This window comes from Streptomyces sp. NPDC032822 (assembly GCF_055578825.1).
Window position 1 is genome coordinate 1,054,556 of the sequence record NZ_JBVIOL010000001.1, and the last position, 19,204, is coordinate 1,073,759.

6 protein-coding genes are annotated in these 19,204 nt (G+C 71.1%); all 6 read left to right on the forward strand.

Going from position 1 to position 19,204, the window contains the following annotated elements; translation table 11 throughout:
- Positions 1-94: 94 nt before the first annotated feature.
- The 6 genes from ACZ5VD_RS04935 (at position 95) to ACZ5VD_RS04960 (ending at position 19,165) form a co-directional block, all read left to right on the forward strand.
- Complete coding sequence (locus tag ACZ5VD_RS04935; protein ID WP_468680756.1) at positions 95-1,702, forward strand: TIGR02677 family protein; 1,608 nt, start codon at positions 95-97, stop codon at positions 1,700-1,702.
- Entirely contained in the window at positions 1,702-3,045 is a 1,344-nt protein-coding gene (locus tag ACZ5VD_RS04940; RefSeq protein WP_468680758.1) for a TIGR02678 family protein, read from the forward strand. The genes ACZ5VD_RS04935 and ACZ5VD_RS04940 overlap by 1 nt, the downstream gene beginning before the upstream one ends.
- Complete coding sequence (locus tag ACZ5VD_RS04945; protein ID WP_468680760.1) at positions 3,042-7,217, forward strand: TIGR02680 family protein; 4,176 nt, start codon at positions 3,042-3,044, stop codon at positions 7,215-7,217. Before ACZ5VD_RS04940 ends, ACZ5VD_RS04945 begins: the two co-directional genes overlap by 4 nt.
- The gene (locus ACZ5VD_RS04950) at positions 7,214-8,512 is read left to right on the forward strand and encodes a TIGR02679 family protein (RefSeq protein WP_468680762.1); all 1,299 of its coding nucleotides are present in this window, start codon (positions 7,214-7,216) and stop codon (positions 8,510-8,512) included. The genes ACZ5VD_RS04945 and ACZ5VD_RS04950 overlap by 4 nt, the downstream gene beginning before the upstream one ends.
- A gap of 397 nt (positions 8,513-8,909) precedes the next feature.
- The gene (locus ACZ5VD_RS04955; RefSeq protein WP_468680764.1) at positions 8,910-12,560 is read left to right on the forward strand and encodes a LamG domain-containing protein; all 3,651 of its coding nucleotides are present in this window, start codon (positions 8,910-8,912) and stop codon (positions 12,558-12,560) included.
- Between the two features lie 152 nt (positions 12,561-12,712).
- The gene (locus ACZ5VD_RS04960; protein WP_468680766.1) at positions 12,713-19,165 is read left to right on the forward strand and encodes an RHS repeat domain-containing protein; all 6,453 of its coding nucleotides are present in this window, start codon (positions 12,713-12,715) and stop codon (positions 19,163-19,165) included.
- Positions 19,166-19,204 lie beyond the last annotated feature (39 nt).

Here is a 19,204-nt window from a genome sequence, read left to right on the forward strand (position 1 = left end):
GCGCACACAGGCCCGAGCCCGAGAGCCCGCACGACCCGGCCGGATTCCCCGAACCGTCTCCGGAGTGTCAGTGCCGGTCCGTACGCTCGACAGCATGGTGGGGGACGAACTGTACGAAGAACCACATGGCGAGCGGTCCGGTAAGGAGGGCGACACCGAGACCTGGCAGCGGCTGAGCGCCTACGCCTATCTCAGCGCGCCCGAGCGACTGGAGTACGTCGCGGTGATGCGGGTGTTCTGCGGCACCCTGCTCGCGGACCTCGCCGTACCCGATGTGCTCGCCAAGCTGGCACAGGCCGGTCACCCGGCGGCGGTGTGCGAGGCGGAGACACTCAGCGCCCGGCTCGAACAGCTCGTGCGCTGGGGCAATCTGCTGCGCAGCACGCACACGGTCACCGCGACCAGCATCGCCGAGTACCAACGCTCCCGGTCCCGCTACCAACTGTCCAAGCTGGGCGAACGAGTACAGCGTGACGCCGACGAGGTGCTGGCGGGAGCGGATGCCGCGCGGGAGGTCAGCAGTGAGCTCCTCACCCTGGTCGACCGGGGGCTCAAGGAGATCGCCGCCCTGGCCGCCGCGCCGGGCGGCGCGGACCCGCAGTCGGCACTGGAGAAGATCAGCACCCTGTTCGCGCAGTTCGCCGAATTCGCCGAGTCGGTACGGGACTTCTACGCTTATCTCGGCCAGGTCCTCGCCCGCTACGACCTCGACGGAGCCGAGTATCAGGGGTTCAAGGAACTGCTGCTCGACTACGTAGAGGCGATCACCGAGGACGTGTCCTTCCGGGCTCCGCGCATCGCCGCCCATCTCCGGGCGATCTGGCCGCACCTGCCCGCGCTGCTGAGCCGTATCGACGCCCATGCGGCTGGCATCGGAGCGCTCTCCGACGCGCTGCCCGAGACGCGGGTGCAGCGCAGCAGGGGACGGGAGTTGGCCGACTGGGAGGGGCTGCGTGACTGGTTCGCCGACAGCGACGGCCAGGGCAGCCAGGTGGACCAGCTCCGGGACGCGACCCTGCGTGCCCTGCAGTCGCTGCTCGCCAACGCGAAGCGGATGTTGCGCTCCGCGGCGGGGGAGATGTCCCGTCGCAAGGACCTGCTCAGGCTCGCGGCCTGGTTCGACGCCGCGGAGCCCGAGGAGGCCCACGACATCGCGGTGGCGGCCTTCGGGCTGTACGGGGCACGGCATCTGGGCGTGGCGCCGGATCCCGACCTGCCTGTACCGGCGTATGTGAGCTGGTGGACCGGCCCCGTCGTGGAGGTGCCGGTGGCGTTGCGCGAGCGTGGCAGCCGGGCCCCGCGCGGGAGGGCCGCGGCGGTGGAGGACCACCGTGAGCAGAAGCACCGCCTTTTGGAGCAGGCGCGCGAGCAGGCTTCCGCCCGCCGGGCGGCGGCCGCCGAGCTGCGCAGCGCATCCGGCCGGTTCGACCAGGTGAGGCTGGGTTCCGCGGCCATGCGGCTGCTGCTGGAACTGCTCACCGCCGCCCTCGGCAACGCCCAACTGCACAAGGAGGCCGGTGACTTCCAGTTCGATGGCGCGCAGGCAGGCGATGCTGATCTGGGCATCAGGCTGACGGCGTGGCGCACCCCGGGCAGGCACACCCTGCTGCGTTCGGTGGACGGCGACCTGACGGCGGACGACCTCACCCTGGCCATCGACAGCGCCTCGGTGCCCGCCGCGGCCGAGGAGGCGAGCGCTTGATGGCCCTGCCCTCCGCCCACGACGTGGCACTGGCCGCCGAGCGCCGCGCCGCCGCCCGCCTTCTGCTGGCCCACCCCCTGGTCACCAGCAACGGCCCGCACAGCGACACCTTCCCGCTGATTCGCCGCCACGCCGACTGGCTCGCCCAGCGCTTCCAGCAGGTGTTCGGCTACCGGCTCCTCATCGAGGCGTCGTACGCCCGCCTGTTCAAGGCAGGCCTTGGCCCCGGCTCCGGCCGCCGCCTGGAACGGCCCTCCACCGGCACGCCGTTCACTCCACGGACGTACGCCTATCTGACCCTTGCCCTCTCGGTCCTCGTCACCGCCCCGGAGCAGCTCCTGCTCTCCCAGCTCGTCGCCGACCTGAGGTCCGCGGCCGTGGACGCCGGGATCGAGATCAGCGACACCGGGCGTCAGGCGGAGCGGCGCACGCTCGCCGCCGCGCTGCGCCAACTCGTCGACTGGGGCGTGCTGGCGGAGACCGAGGGGCACGTGTTGGCCGTTGCCGAGGAGCGGGGCGGCGAGGCGCTGCTGACTGTGGACCGCGAGATCGCCCGCGCGATCGTCGCCGGACCACTGGCGCGCAGCCGCGACGGAGCCGAGCTCGTACGCAGCGCCGCCGACCCCGGCTTCGGCGGCCCGCGCACCTACGTGCGCAGGCGCCTCGTCGAGACACCGGTCGTCCACCTCGACGACCTCACCGGCGCCGAGCGCGAATGGCTGCGGACCCGGCAGCGGCGCGAGTCCCAGGCCTTCTCCGAACTGCTGGGCCTGGAGGCCGAGATCCGTGCCGAGGGCATCGCCCTCGTCGACCCGGACGGCGACCTCAGCGACCTGCACCTGCCCGGCACCGGTACCGTCGCCCAGGCGGCGCTGCTGCTGATCGGACGGCTGGTCGAGCGACTGCGCCCCGAGGATCCCGGCCACCCCGCCGTCGGCGGCCGGCTGGTCATCGGCGTTCCCGTCCCGGACGGGCTGTTGCCCGAACTCCTCGATGAACTCGTCGAGGAGTACGGCCGACGCAGCAACTGGCAGCGCGGCCTGCTGGAGAACCGGGACGGGCTGCTCGCCGCCGTCCTCGACCTCCTGGTCCGCATGCGCCTGATGGCGCCCGTCGGCCCACTACGCGCCGATGGCCACGGCGTGCCCGAGGGATACGAGGACGCGGCGCTGGACGGCCGGCCGGTCACGGATGTCGCGGGCGCCCGCGGGCAGGATCGAGCGGGCGGTTGGGTGCTGCTCGCCGCTGCCGCCCGATTCGCCACCACGGTGGCCCTCACGCCCCGCACCGAACACCCCTCAGCACACGACGTCTCGCAGAAGCCCCAGGAGCCGCCCCGGTGAACCGCCCGCCTTCCGCGCACCGCTACCGCCTGCACCGCGCCGGCATCCGCAACGTCTGGCAGTACGACGAGCAGGAGTTCGCCTTCGGTGAGGGCCGCCTGCTGCTGCGCGGCAAGAACGGCGCCGGCAAATCCAAGGCCCTGGAGATGCTGCTGCCCTATCTCCTCGACGGTGACGCCCGCGCTCTGGATGCCACCGGGACCGGCCGGACCACGCTTTTGTGGCTGATGCTCGACGGTTTCGAGCAGACCAACCGGCTGGGCTACCTGTGGGTGGAGTTCATGCGGACGGACGAGGAGGGCAACGACCACCACCTCACCCTCGGTGCGGCCATCCGCGCCTCCCAGTCGACCAGGACGGCCAAGCCGTTCTTCTTCGTCACCTCACTGCGGGTGGGCGAGGGCCTGCACCTGGCCCCCGCCGGTCAGCCGTTGCCGCTTGAGCAGCTCAAGTCGCTCGTCGGCCCCGAGAACATCACCGACCGTGCCGTGGAGCACCGGGCCCGGGTCGCCCGCCACCTGTTCGGCCTCACCGATCCGGCGCGCTACCGCAACCTGCTCCACCTGCTGCACCGCCTGCGCCGCCCCACCATCGGTGACCGCATCGATTCCGGCGGTCTGGTCTCCGTCCTCGCGGAGACACTGCCCGCGCTCGACGACGAGGTCGTGGAGAAGGTGGCCCGCAACCTCGACGATCTGGACGCCGTACGAACTGACCTCGGGCGCCTGGAGCGAACCCACGAAGCGCTGCAGACCTTCCTGACCGGCTACCGCGGCTACCTGCACGGGGCGCTGCGCCGCCGGGCCGACGACGTGCACGGCGAACTGGAACGGCTGGCCGAGCGTCGCCGTTCGGCGGGCGAGGCGGTGAAGAAGGTGGCGACACTCCGCACGAGCGAAGACGAACTCGCCGCCCGCCTCGACGTCCTCCAAACGGAGGCGGACCAGGCCGAGACGGACCTCGCCGCCCTGCACGACGGCGCTGCCTACCGAAGCCTGAAGGAACTCGGAGAAAAACGCGCCACGGTGACCGCACTGCACAGCGCGGCGGCGACCGCGTTCAAGGCCCTGCGCAAAGCCCACAGCAGCCAGGAAGAGACAGCACGCCGGCTCACCGACGAAGCCGGCAGGCTCGGCGGAGACCTGGTCGAACTCGGCACGACCTACGGTGAGTTGCTGCGCGAGGCGGAGCGGTCCGGGCTCGACCCCGTGCACCTGGGCGAGCCCGCGACGATCCCCGCCACCCCCGTCACGGACGTGGCGGCGGCCGAACTGACCGCCCCCGACGGTGACTTCCACCTCGTGCGGCACAGCGAAGTGCTGGCCCTCGACCCGGAAGCCTGTGCGGGCGCCCTGCACACCTGGGCCGCCCAACTGGACGCCGCTGGGCCGGTGATCAGAAACCGGGCCCGGGCCGTGACCGAACTGAGCGCCCTCATCGGCAAGACGCGCCGCGCCCAGGGCGAGGCGCACGAGGCCGATGCCGCCCGGGAGCGTCTGGAGGAGCAGGCGGACGAGGCACGTGAGCGGGCCGGACGCCGACGGGAGGAGACGGCACGCGAAGGGCAGGCGTACGCGGGCGCCGTACGGACCTGGACCGAGCGGATGCGGAGTCTCACCGGTATCTCCCTCGACGCCGTACACGCCCTGATCGCTCACGACCCGGCGGAGGGACCGCTGCCCGCCCACGCCCCCGACGAGATCGCCGACACCGCACGGTCGGCCATCGAGCCGTGGCTCGCGGAACTGGGCGAACAACGCGACACGCGTGCGGTGGCGATCCGGGAACTGACCGCCGAACAGGACCGCCTGGCGCGGGAGCGGAACGACTGGGAAGCCCGCACCGACCCCGAGCCCGCACCTGCGCCCCACCGCTCGGCACCCCGCACACCCGGCACCGGCGCACCCCTGTACCGGCTCGTGGACTTCGCCGAGGGCCTGGAGCCGGCGGCTCGGGCAGGCCTGGAAGCCGCACTCGAAGCGAGCGGCCTGCTCGACGCCTGGATGTCCGGCGACGGCACCGTCCTGGACCCGGCCACACGGGACACCCTCCTCACCCCCGGCACACCGGCCGCCGCACCCACCCTCGCCACGGTGTTGCGCCCCGTCCTCGCCCCGGACAGCGCGGTGACGGCCGAGCAGGTCGAGCGCCTGCTCCAAGCCGTAGCCCTGGTCACCCACGCGACCGCGGGCACGACGGCCGAATCCGCGATCGGCACCGACGGCTCCTGGCAGCTGGGCGTCGCCCGAGGCCGCCACACCAAGGCGACCGCCGAGTACGTCGGCGCAGAGGTACGCGCCGAGACCCGCCGCCGCGCCTTGGCCGAACTCGACCGGCAACTCACCTATACACGAAAGAAGTTGACCGAGCAGGAAAGAGACCTGCGGATCCTGACGGAGCACCGCACACAAGCGGCCGACACCCTGAGCCACCCACCCACGGCACGCCCGCTGACCGACGCGTGGGCCCGCACCACCGAAGCCGAACGTGCCGCACAGGTACTGGCCGGCAAGGCATCCGCTGCCGCCCGCGAGGCGGAGCAGGCGCGCACCCGCGCGGTCGCCGCCAGGCGTGAGGCCGAGGCGACCGCGAGCGCCAACGACCTCCCGGTCGAGTCGGCCGCGCTCGACTCCGTACGCCTGTCCCTGGACCGCCTCGGCACCGGAACGGAACGACTGCGTCGGCGTCTGCACGCGGTGACGTCCTCCGCCGACGCCCATCGCCAGGGCCGCGAAGACTACGACCGCGCCCTGACGTCCACCCGGGAAGCGGAGTCCGACTACATCGAGCCGCTCACCCGTCTGGACGCCGCCCGCCGCATGGTCCTGGGCCTGGAAGAGGCCCTGGGCGCGCCGGAACAGGAGATCCTTGCCCGCGAGGACGGGGCGAAGCGACGACTGGAGGCGGTAGGACGCCAACTCCCCGGCGCAAAACGCGACGTGGACGCCGTACACGATGAACGCGTGCGCGCGGAGGAGGACGAGCGGGTACGACGGGCCGCGCTGGCCACCCAGGAGGGCGAGGCGATCACCAGTGGCAGGCGACTGCGTACGGCACTGTCCCTGCCGGGCGTGATGAAGGGCGCGGACCTCGACATCCGGGCGCAGGACGAGAAAAGCGAGCCGCAGGTCCCCGAGGACGGCGCACCCGACCGCACCAAGGCACTGCGCCGGCTCGTGGAAGCCGTACGCAGCCGCCTGGACGCCGAGCGGCGCGACATCTCCGACACCGCCCTCCTCAACCGTCACACCGACCTGCGCGACCAGCTCTCCGGAGGCTACGACGCCACACTGGAGGAACACGACGGCATCAAGGTCTGCCGTCTCGTCGACGACCACGGCCCGGCGGACATCGCCGTGGTCGGCGAGCGCATCGCCGCCCAGGCGGCCGAGGCCCGCGAACGGTTGACGGAGCGCGAACGAGAGGTCTTCCAGCGGTTCCTGACCGGAGAACTGGGCGACCACCTCTCCGGTCAGGTCCTGGCCGCGGGCGCCCTGGTGGCCGCTCTGAACGGCACCCTGTCCACGGTCCGGACGTCACACGGGCTGGGCGTCACACTCGACTGGAAACTGGCGGACGGCGTGGAAGCCGACGTCAAGGCGGCCGTCGACCTCCTGCGCAGCCCGTCCGGCCTGCGCACCCGCGAGCAGTCCGAGCAACTCCGCGACGTACTCCAGCGCCGCATCGAGGACGCCCGCCGCGCCGACCCGGGAGCGGGCTACGCGGCCCATCTGCGCACCGCCCTCGACTACCGCGCCTGGTTCACCTTCACCCCCTGGGTGGTCAACGACGCCGCCCCGGGCACCCGCCGCAAACTCTCCGGCCGTACCGGACTCAGCCAGGGCGAGCAACGCGTCCTGTCCTACCTGGTCCTCTTCGCCGCCGCGGCCGCCCACTTCACCAGCCTCGCCGAGGCAGCCCCGCACGCACCGCGACTGATCCTGCTGGACGACGCGTTCGCCAAGGTCGACGAGCCCACCCACGCGCGCCTCGGCCGCATCCTCGTCGACCTGGACCTGGACTTCGTCCTCACCAGCGAACGCCTGATCGGCAACTGGCCCGACGTGCCCTCGCTGCACATCTACGAGTGCCTGCGCGATCCGCACGTGAGGGGAGTGGCGACCCTGCACTACACCTGGAACGGGCGGCAGAGGCGGCTGGTGTCGGTATGACCGGCCCCAGAGCGCTGGACAACACGCCCGTGGACGCCGAGACGCTGGCCTTCCTGACCCGGCCCGGCCTCGCCCGCCTCTGGACAGCCGCACGCACCCGCCTCGAACGCAACGGCCTCCAACCGACCGGCACGATCAGGCTCCAGCACCTGGACGCACAGGAACGCCAGGACCTCTCCCTCCTCCTCGCGAAACCGCTCAACGACCCCACCGCCACGATCCGCCTGCCGGACCTGGACGCCCGTCTGCGCACCACCGCGGTCGGCCGTGGCCTGGCCGAGACACTGGCGGCACTGGGCCCGGCCCTGACCGACCGCCGGGCGGCCCGGGATGCGGCGGCGGCGCAACGAGCCGGGCTGTGGTCCGCGGCGGAAGCGGCCCTGGCCGCCACACCCCTGGCGCCCCAGCCCTGGGCGGCCCAGTGGCTGGAGGAGACACGACGCGCGGGTACGGTCACCCGCCAGGACCGGCACACCGCGACCACGATCCTCGACCAGGCGATCGGGACCCTGGCCACGCTCTTCCCCGGCCCGGACGGCGAACCCACCCCCGCCCTGTGGGGCCGCGGCGAACTGGCCACCCGCACCACCGGCTCGGCCCACGGCCTGGACGACGGCACCCTGCTCTCCCGCCTCGTCCTGCGCGGCATCGCCCTGGCATCCGGCACCGACTTCCCCGCCAACGCACCGGGCCGCCGCGCCCTGTGGCGCCTGGCCTCGGTCACCCCCGACGAGGTGTCCAGCACCGTCCTCGGCTACGGCCTGCGGCCCACAGGAGCGAGCTGGGGTGAGCGAACCCTGCGAGAACGCGCGGACCACGGCCTGGAGACCCATCTGACCCTGCGCGAACTACGCGTCCTGCACCTGGAGATGCCCGCGCGCACCCGGATCCACGTGTGCGAGAACCCACGCGTCGTCGAAGCCGCAGCCGACGCCGGCTGCACCCAGGCCCTGATCTGCACCTCGGGCAGCGCGACGACGGTCGTGCTCACCCTGCTCGACGCGCTGGCCGCCGCCGGGTGCGCCTTCGCCTACCACGGTGACTTCGACTGGCCGGGGATCGCGCTGGCCAACCGTGTCGTGGAGCGTTACGACGCCCAGGCATGGCGCATGACAGCGGGGGACTACGAGTACCTCGCGACCCGCACCCAACTGCAGGGCACTCCGCAGCTCCTCCTCACCGGGCCGCGGGTGGAAGCCGTCTGGGATGCGGAACTGGCCCCGGCCATGGAAGCCCTGGGCATCGCCCTCCACGAGGAGGCGGCGCTCGACCTGCTCCTGGAGGACCTCGGCTGACCCTCGGGAGAGAAGACGCGGCCGGCGGCGCGACGCAGCTGCGGTCGCCGTTCCGTCCCGGCCTTCTGCCGAAGCAGGGCTCTCGCTCATGAGCAGCCACCGGACGCTGCGACCACCGGCGTACGGGTCCCATTGTTCATTGGTTTACCTCCCGTTTCCCCTTTCATTGCCTTCCAGATCGAAGAAGGTCTCATTTCCGTTGAAGTCTTGACCATGTCCGATCAATGTGAGTAAAAATGGCAACCACTGTGAAGATCGTGTGGTTCGGGGGGTTGCTGTGCTGTCTGGCATAACGCGTTGCCACGTCGGTGTTCGGGAGAGACGGCTGCGCGATGTGGCGGTCTTGGTCACGTCGATGGCCGTGCTCGCGGCAGGCGCAACCGTCAGCCTCGCGGCCGTGGCCCCGCCCGCCCACGCGGATTCGGCAGCCGGGACCGCCGAGGCAAAGACCTCCGAGGCCCAACAGGCCGCCGCAGAAGCCGCCGAGACCGGCGACCGCGTAGAAGTCGTCGGCGAGCGAACCGAATACACGACGACCTACGCCAATCCCGACGGCGTCACCTTCTCCCTCAGCCAGTCCACCGTGCCGGTGCGGGTGAAAGGGGCCGGCGGGACCTGGCACGACCCCGACGCCTCGCTGGAGCACCGGGCCGACGGCACGGTCGGGCCGAAGGCGGCGGTGACGGATGTGTCGTTCTCCGGTGGGGGAGACGGCGCCGACCTGGTGAGCGTGGCCGAGGGCGGTAAGTCGCTGACGGTCGGCTGGCCCGGTCAGTTGCCCGCGCCGACCCTGGACGGCGCCTCGGCGGTGTACGCGGACGTACTGCCCGGCGTGGACCTGCGGATGACCGCGACCACCGAGGGCTACCGGCAGGTCCTCGTCGTCAAGTCGCCCCAGGCGGCGGCCGGTGACGAGTTGAAGAAGCTGGACTTCCCCGTCGAGGCACAGGGGTTGACGTTGCGCGGCGGCGCCGGCGGAGGTCTGGACGCCGTCGACGACAACGGCAACGCCGTGTTCCGCACCCCCGCCGCTCGTCAGTGGGACTCCGCCGGAGACGCCACGCCTTCCGCCGCGTCCTCCGCCGCACCTTCCAAGATGTCCGCCCTGTCGCTCCGCGCGGCCGACGAACCGGTCGCCTCCGACGGTGACGTGAATCCCGACCCCGCCTCCGGCCCCAGCGACGGCGACGCCGCCGCCGTCCTCCCCGTCACCGCGGGCGACGACTCGATCAGCGTCGTGCCGGACGCCGAACTGCTGACCGGGGACGACACCGTCTACCCGGTCTACGTCGACCCCGACGTGTCCTGGAGCGAGTCCGAGCGCACCCTGCTGTCCTCGGACGGCGACACGTTCTACAACTTCTCCGGCGGCGACGACGGCGAGGGCGTCGGCTACTGCAGCACGTACGTCACCGGCGGTTACGCCTATGTCTGCGGCTCCGGTTACAAGCAGCGCATGTACTTCGAGTTCGCGCCGACCGCGCTGCGGGGCAAGCGGGTGCTGGACGCGACGTTCCGGGTGACCGAGCGCTGGTCGATGTCCTGCGACAGGACGACCGTGCAACTGGTGCGGACGCCGAACATCTCGTCCGCGACCCGGTGGCCCGGTCCGACCAGCAACTGGGACATCATGGGCGACCGGACCGTCTCCGCAGGCCGGGGCACCGCCTGTGATCCGGACCAGCCGGACGCACCCATCGAGTTCAACGACGACCCGGCGCAGAACTACGAGAACCTCACCAACACCGTCAAGGCCTTCGCGGCCGGCGGCTTCTCCCGGCTCACCCTGATGCTGAAGGCGTACAACGAGTCCGACCCCAACGGCTGGAAGCGGTTCGACGACGACGCCGTCCTCGATGTGACGTACGTCGGTGTTCCCGCCCCGCCGACCGGCCCGGGCGTCCTGTCCGGCGAGGTCACCTCCTGCGAGACGGACGCCGCAGACCCCGACATCCTCTCCGACCCCACGCCCACGCTCACCGCGGTGGCACAGACACTCTCCGGCGGAGAGAGCGGCGCGAACCTGCGCACCCACTTCTATGTACAGAAGAAGGCGAGCGACGGGTCCTGGGCCGTGGCCACCGAGCCCGTACGGCCGGTCAGCCCGGGGTACGTGAACGACGGGCAGCGGGTGTCGGTCAGTTCGCCCGTGACACTCACCGACGGCGGAACGTACCGGATGGCGGTGTTCACCCGCTCCTACTACAACGGCGGCGCCGACTATCTGGAGTCCCACAGCACGGTCACCACCAAGGGCTGGTGCTACTTCAAGGTCGACACCACCGCCCCCAAGGCGCCGGTGATCACCTTCGGCACCACGTACACGGCATGCTCGGCCAACGCCTGTGCCGCGGCCGGCGGGCCGGGCGTGAAGGACGAGTTCGGCTTCTCCCCGGCGTCCGGTGACGCCGCCACCGTCGTCGGATACCGCTACAAGCTGTCCTCCGCCACCTCCTGGTCGGCGACCGTGTCCGGGAAGACGGTGAAGAAGGCCCTCGCCCCCGATCTGGCCGGCACGCAGGTCCTTCAGGTGCGGGCCCTGGACAACGTGGGCAGCGGACGCTGGGGTGCCATCGGCAGCGTGCGGTTCAACGTGCAGGAGAGCCAAGGAGCCACCGGACGCTGGCACTTCGACGACAGCGCGGTCGGCTCCGGCGGGACCGTCGCGTCCGACTCCGCCACCACCGCCGGGACACGGCACCCGGCCACCCTCTACACCACTGGTTCCGGCTGGTCCTCCCTCGCCCGCCGTGGCTCCGCCGACCTCTCGCTGTGGCTCAACGACACCTCCGACACCACCCGGCAGTCGGGCTACGCCGCGACCACCGGGCCGGCGGTCAACACCCAGTCCTCGTACACCGTTTCCGCCTGGGCGTACCTGACCGAGAGCAGCGCCTACCGGACCGTCCTGTCCCAGACCGGCAGCGACAGTTCGGGCTTCTCCCTCTACTACTCGGCGGGGGTCAAGCGGTGGGTGTTCCGCCTCAGTTGGACCGACAGCGGCGGCACCCGCCGCTTCGTCACCCAGAACGCGGCGGCGGAGGGCGTCGTCCTGAAGACATGGACGCAGCTCGCGGGCGTGTACAACGCCGAGGACAAGACGATCCAGCTGTACGTCAACGGCCGCGCCCAGGGCAGCCCGGTCGCCGTGCCGGCCGGCGGTGAGAAGCAGACCCCGGACGGGGCCCTGCAGTTCGGCCGGGCCAGCTATGTGGCCGGCACCTACGAGCAGTACTGGCGCGGCCGGGTCGACGAGGTCGCCGTGTTCCAGGAGGCCCTGCAGCCCGGCGACATCGCCAAGGAGGCCAGGCTGCTGGACAGTTCCGGGACCGCGACGGCCACCGAGATGGTCGCCGCCTGGAACCCCGAAGGGGCGAGCGGCACCACGCTGGCCGACAGCCTCTCCGGCTACGGACGCTCGCTGACACTGTCCGGGGGCGCCTCGCTCGACGGTGAGGCGATCGTCCTGGACGGCACCGACGACGCGGTCACCACGTCCGGCCCGCTCGTCGACGAGACCGGTTCCTTCACCGTGACCACCGAGGTCGAACTCGACCAGGCCGCCCTGAACGCCAAGGGCACCGGCTACATCGGCCAGGTGCTGGGCCAGCGCACGGCCGACGGCTCGGCCTGGGGCCTGTGGTACGAGCAGACCGGCACCGAGACCCGCTTCGACGACGACGACAATCCCTACGAAGTCCCGGTCGGATTCTGGCGGTTCGGACGCCTCGCCGCCGACGGCACCTTCACCGCCGTCGACTCCGACAGCGCGGCGGTCGTCGGCAGCCGCGTGCGACTGACCGGGGTGTACGACGCCCAGGCCGGGAACGGCGCCGGGGCCGGGACCATCGCCCTCTACCTGGACTCCACGCAGAACGACACGGACACGCCGTACACGGCCGTCGTCGGCTCCGGCGAACTCGCCGTCGGCAAGGGCTTCGTGAACAGCGCCTGGGGCCACTACCTGCCCGGCCGGATCTCCGACATCCGGATCTGGACGGGCGCGGCGACCGACGGCACCCAGATCGACACCATGATCGGCGGCTGACCGCCGCGGTCCCCGCCCTCCTCCGACTCTCCCTTCCCTCCTTCGACTCCTTCCCTCCGTGCCGCGTCGCGGCCGTGCCTTGACAGGGGTATGTCGTGAACACCGGTACGAGAGTGCTCCGTTGGCTGCGCAGTGGACGTGCAGGTGTCCTCGTGACCCTGACACTCGCGCTGACAACGAGCGCGTTGCCCTCCGCGCAGGCGGCCCCGGCGCAGGCGGCGGCCGGCCTCGGGCGTCCCGACGCGCCCAAGCAGCGGGACAGTGACGTCCGAGCGGTCACCGGCCTCGGCGCGAAGAAGGCCCGTGCGGCCGTCGCCGCGGCCCGGCAGGAGAACGCGGGCCAGGCCCGACGGGCGGCAGCCGAACAGCGGGTGACCTGGCCCACGCCCGGTCGCGTCGAGGCGGCGATACCCAGGGCGCGCACCCGCCACGCCGCCGTCACCGCGGGCGGCCTCCCGGTCACCGTCGCCCCCGGCAGCGTGGGCAAGGTGGCCGCCGGTGACACCACGATCCGAGTGCTCGACCGCAGGTCGACCGCGGCGGCAGGGGTGAAGGGCGTCCTGCTCACCGCCTCGGCCACGCAACCGGGCCGCGCCCGAGTCGCCGTCGACTACGGGGAGTTCGCCTCGGCCTACGGCGGCGGCTGGTCCGGCAGGCTCGGCCTGCTGCGCCTGCCGGCCTGTGCCCTGACCACTCCCCAGAAGGCGGAGTGCCGCAAGGGCACCCCGCTGGCCTCGCACAACGACGTCAAGGACCAGACCGTCTCCGCCGACGTCGCGATGGCCGCGGACACCATGAGCGCCACCGTCCTCGCCCTGGCCGCCACGTCCGCGGCCTCCTCCTCCGGTGCCGGCAGCTACACCGCCACGCCCCTCTCGTCCTCCTCGACCTGGGAGGCGGGCGGCAGCGCCGGCTCGTTCAGCTGGTCGTACCCGATGAGCGTGCCGCCCGCGGCGGCGGGCCCCGCGCCGACGCTGCAACTGTCCTACGACTCGGGCGCCATCGACGGCCGCACGGCGTCCACCAACAACCAGACCACCCAGCTCGGCGAGGGCTTCGACCTGTCGGCGACCTCCTACGTCGAGCGGTCCTACGGCAGTTGCGACAAGGACGGCCAGGACGACAAGCACGACCTGTGCTGGAAGTACGAGAACGCCTCCCTCGTCCTCAACGGCAAGTCCAGTGAGCTGGTCAAGGACGACACCACCGGCGTCTGGCGGCTGGCCAGCGACGACGCGTCCACCGTCACGCGCTCCACCGGCGCCGACAACGGCGACGGAAACGGCGAGTACTGGACGGTGACGACCGGCGACGGCACCAAGTACGTCTTCGGGCTCGACAAGCTCGCCGGCGCCGGCACCGAACGCACCAACTCGGTGTGGACCGTGCCCGTCTACGGCGACGACTCCGGCGAACCCGGCTACGACCAGGGCTCCGCCTTCGCCGACCGCGCGGTCACCCAGGCCTGGCGCTGGAACCTGGACTACGTCGAGGACCCGAGCGGCAACGCGGCCAGCTACTGGTACACCTCGGAGACCAACGCCTACGGCAAGAACGGCGCCTCCACCGCCACCACCGAGTACACCCGCGGCGGCTACCTCACCAAGATCCTCTACGGCCAGAACAAGGACACCCTGTTCACCGGCGTCACCTCCGACAAGGTCACCTTCACCTACGCGGAGCGCTGCACGGCCTCGGACTGCTCCGAGCTCAAGGACTCCACCGCGCCCAACTGGCCCGACGTGCCCTACGACGCGATCTGCAAGAAGGACGCCGACTGCGACGCGCACAGCCCGGCCTTCTTCACCCGCAAGCGGCTCACCCAGATCGACACCTGGGCCTGGTCGGCCACCGGCAGCGCGTTCACACCCGTCGACACCTGGGCGTTCGCCCAGCAGTACCTGGACGGCGGTGACATCGGCGACAGCACCGACCAGACACTGACCCTGAAGAGCATCACGCGGACCGGCAAGAACGGCACCGCGGTCTCCCTCGGCCCGATCGCCTTCACCTACCAGATGCGGGAGAACCGGGTCGACGCCACCGACGACATCCTCCCGCTGACCCGCCCCCGTATCGAGAGCATCACCTCGGAGACCGGCTCGATCACCCGCGTCACCCTCTCCGAGCCGGAGTGCGTGCGAGGCTCGGCCATGCCGGCCGCGGAGGACGACAACGCCACGTCCTGCTACCCGCAGTACTGGGGCATCAACGGAGCGAGCGAGTCGAGCATCGACTGGTTCCACAAGTACCGCGTCCTCGCCGTCAACGTCTCCGACCCGACCGGCAAGAACGACGCCGTGGAGACCTCCTACAGCTACTCCGGCCCGGCCTGGCACTACAACGACAACCCGCTGGTCTCCACCGACGAACGCACCTGGTCCATCTGGCGCGGCTACGGCAGGGTGACCACGACCAAGGGCGTCGGCGGCTCCGCCGTCAAGACGGTCTCGGTGTTCCGGCAAGGCATGAACGGCGACCGACTGCTCGGCACCGACGGTGAACTGGATGCCGGCGCCCGCCGCTCCGCGACCGTCAAGGGCATCGACTTCACTGGCCTCGACGTGCCCGACCAGACCGACAGCGACCAGTACGCCGGCATGCTGCGCGAGCAGATCGCCTACAACGGCTCCACTCCGGTCACCGTCACCGTCAACGACCCCTGGTCGAAGAAGACCGCCACCCAGCACAAGTCGTACGCGGACACCGAGGCCTACTACGTCCGTACCGCCAAGACCTCCACGCACACCTACCTGACGACCGACGCCGACTGGCGCACCACCGCCACCGCCACCGCCTACGACGACTACGGCATGGCCGTCACCGTCGACGACGCCGGTGACACCGCCAAGAGCGGCGACGAGACCTGCACCCGCACCTGGTACGCCCGCAACGACTCCGTCGGCATCAACTCCCTGGTCTCCCGCAACCGTTCGGTCGCCCGAGCCTGCTCGGTCGCCGAGACCTCCCTGTCCCTGCCGACCTCGTCCGCGAGCCGCGGGGACGTCCTGTCGGACACGGCGACGTACTACGACAACACCTCCGCGACCGCGTGGAGCGCGAACCAGACCCCCACCAAGGGCCTCAAGACCTGGGGCGGCCGAGCCTCCGCGTACCCGGCCACGGCGACCGGAGGCGAACGCAACCCCACCGCCTGGCAGACCACCGGCAGCAGCACCTTCGACAGCCTGGGTCGCGTGGCGACCTCCACGAACTCCGGCGGCCAGACCACGAGCGTCGCCTACACGCCCATCGCGGCCGGCCCGCTGACCCGTATCGTCCTGACCAACCCCAAGTCCCAGAAGTCGTACACCTACCACGACCCGGCGAGCGGTCAGATCACCAAGGTCTACGACGTCAACACCAAGCTGACCGAGACGTCGTACGACGCGCTGGGCCGCACCACCGCCGTCTGGCTGCCCAACCGTTCCCACTCGGGCGACCAGAGCGCCAGCTACACGTACGACTACTCGGTGACCAGCGACAAGCCGTCCTGGACGTCGACCGGCACGCTCAAGGCGGACGGCGACACCTACAACACCACCTACACCGTCTACGACTCGCTGCTGCGCACCCTGCAGACCCAGACGCCCACGGCACTCGGCGGACGGCTGCTGACCGACACCCGCTACGACAGCCGCGGCCTGGCCTACGAGACGTACGCGGACATCTTCGACCAGGACCACACGCCGACCGGCACCTACACCCGCGCCGAGTACGGCGAGGCGCCCAAGCAGACGGAGACCGCCTTCGACGCGGCGGGCCGCCTCACCACCAACACCCTCTACATCTACGGCGTCAAGCGCTGGTCCACCACGACCAGTTACACCGGCGACTCCACCGCCACCACCGCCCTGTCCGGCGGCTCCGCGGTCCGCGAGATCACCGACGCGCTCGGCCGAACCGTCGAACGCCGCGAGTACGCGGGCACCGCCACCTCCGACGCCGACTACGGCGCGGGCAGCGGCGCGACCTACACGAGCACCCTGTTCACCTACACACCCGACGGCAAGCAGAGCACGATCACCGCTCCCGACCGGACCAAGTGGAGCTACGACTACGACCTCCACGGCCGTCAGGTCTCCGCGACCGACCCCGACAAGGGCACGACGAGAACCGAGTACACCGCCGGCGACCAGGTCGCCAAGGTCACCGACTCGCGGGGGACGTCCCTGCTCTACGACTACGACGTCCTCGGCCGCCAGACGGGGGAGTGGACGGGCTCCAAGACGGACGCCAACAAGCTGACCGCCTGGGCGTACGACACCCTCGCCAAGGGCCAGCTGGACTCCACGACCCGCTACGTGGGCGGGGTGGGCGGTACGCCCTACATCAAGAAGGTCACCGCCTACGACGCCAACTACCACGCCACGGGAACCCAGTTGGTGCTGCCGGGGAGCGACGCACTCGTCAGCTCCGGCGCGGTGAAGGCCACGCTCGACTTCTCGACGTACTACAACATCGACGGCAGCCAGCAGTACATCAACGAACCGGCCGCCGGCGGCCTCGCGAGCGAGAAGGTCACCTCCGAGTACAACGCGGCCGGCCTGCCCACCAGCCTCTCCGGCACCACCGGTTACGTCCTCGGCGTCAGCTACTCCGCCCTCGGCCAGACCGAACAGCTCACGCTGGGCACCTCCACCGCGACCGGCACGAAGAAGGCGTACCTCACCAACACCTACGAGGAGGGCACGGACCGCCTCACCCAGGCCGTCCTCACCGACCAGACGCACGGCTACGAGCTCCAGGAGCTCAACTACGCGTACGACGACACCGGCAACGTCACCTCCATCAAGGACCCCACCACCCTCGGTGGCACGTCCGCAGCCGACAACCAGTGCTTCACCTACGACGGCCACCGCCGTCTGACCGAGGCCTGGACCCCCGCCGCCGGCGACTGCGCGGAGTCGGCGCGGACCACGGCCGGACTGGGCGGGCCGAGCTCCTACTGGACGTCGTACACCTACACGGACTCCGGCCTGCGGGCGACGGAGACCACGCACACCACCGCCGCGACCACGAAGAAGAACTACTGCTACGGCACCACCCAGCCGCACGCCCTCACCGCGACCACCGCCGCCGCCTCCTGCACCGGTGTCACCCCCGCCTACGGCTACGACTCCGCCGGCAACACCACCGCTCGCCCCGACGGCACCGCCACCCAGTCCCTCACCTGGTCCCCCGAGGGCAAGCTGGCAGAACTGAAGGAGGGCACCACCGCCACCGGCTACGTCTACGACGCCGACGGCAACCTGCTCATCCGCCGCAACGCCTCCGGCGAGACCGTCCTGTACCTGGGCACCACCGAGGTCCACCTGGACAACACCACCGGCAAGTACTGGGCACAGCGCTACTACGGCTTCAACGGCAACGCGGTCGCCCTGCGCACCAACAAGTCCGGCACCGACACCCTGTGCTGGCTGGCCGCCGACCAGCACGGCACGTCGAGCGTGGCGCTCAACGCCTCGACCCAGGCCGTCACCAAGCGCTACACCACGCCCTTCGGCGCGACCCGCTCCGGCGGGACGGGCAACTGGCCCGACGACAAGGCGTTCCTCGGCAAGACAGCGGACGCGAGCACCGGTCTGACCCACATCGGGGCCCGCGAGTACGACCCGGCGACGGGCCGCTTCATCAGCGCCGACCCGCTGCTCGAGGCAGACAAGCAGCAGACCCTGAACGGCTACACCTACGCCGCCAACAACCCGGTCTCCTTCTCCGATCCGAGCGGCGAGATGCTCATGGAGTGCTTCACCGGCGAGATCAAGTGCCGGGGCGGCATGCCGATCTCCAACAACAAGGACCCCGACACCGGCTCCAAGGGCGGCACGGGCAAGGGCGGCAAGACGGTCGTCCGCAACGGCGGCAATACCAACGTCGGTTCCGCCTGCGGCCTGACCTTCGGCCTGAGCGGTCACGACGCCGCGGTCTGCCAGTCGGGCTACGCGGCACAGGTGTGGGCCATGGAGAACAAGGTCGAGGGCTATGTGACGGTCGACATCGGCGACGGCGGCACGACGGCGAACACCGTCCCCGGCGCGAGCGGCAACAAAACGGGCAACGACGGCGCCGCCGACGTCATCCTGTGGACGAAGGACAAGGTGTACATCTGGGAGGTCAAGCCAGGCAACGGGTACGGCAAGACCGACGGTCCCAAGGATCTGACCAGGTACGTCGAGGGCATGGAGGACCACTTCGACGCGGTGGGCGACGACCGCGAGGTCGAGCGGGGCCCGGGCCTGCTGTCGGGCCGGGCCGCATCCCGTGAGGGCATCGTCAACGTCTGGTCCAAGGTCGCGTATCCCGGCATGCGCTTCTACGGAGGCAAGCCCCGCAAGGACCCCACGCCCAGCCCCAGCCCCGTCCCCAAGCCCGGAGCGAGCACCGCGGCTCCGGTCGAGGAACCCGCACCGGGAACGGTCGACGCCCCGGCCCTGGAACCCGTGCCGGGCCCGACCGGGGTGGCCTCCGCCGGCGGTGCGGCGGGCGGCTTCCAGATCTCTCCGGACGCGCAGAAGGCCGGAGCGGGAGCGCTCGTCTTCACCGGCGTACTGTTCACGGTCGGATTCGTCTTCAACGGCCTGACAGGCGGCGCCTTCGCCTAGCGGAGCGGCACGTAGGGTCGGGATCGGGAGCGATGTGAG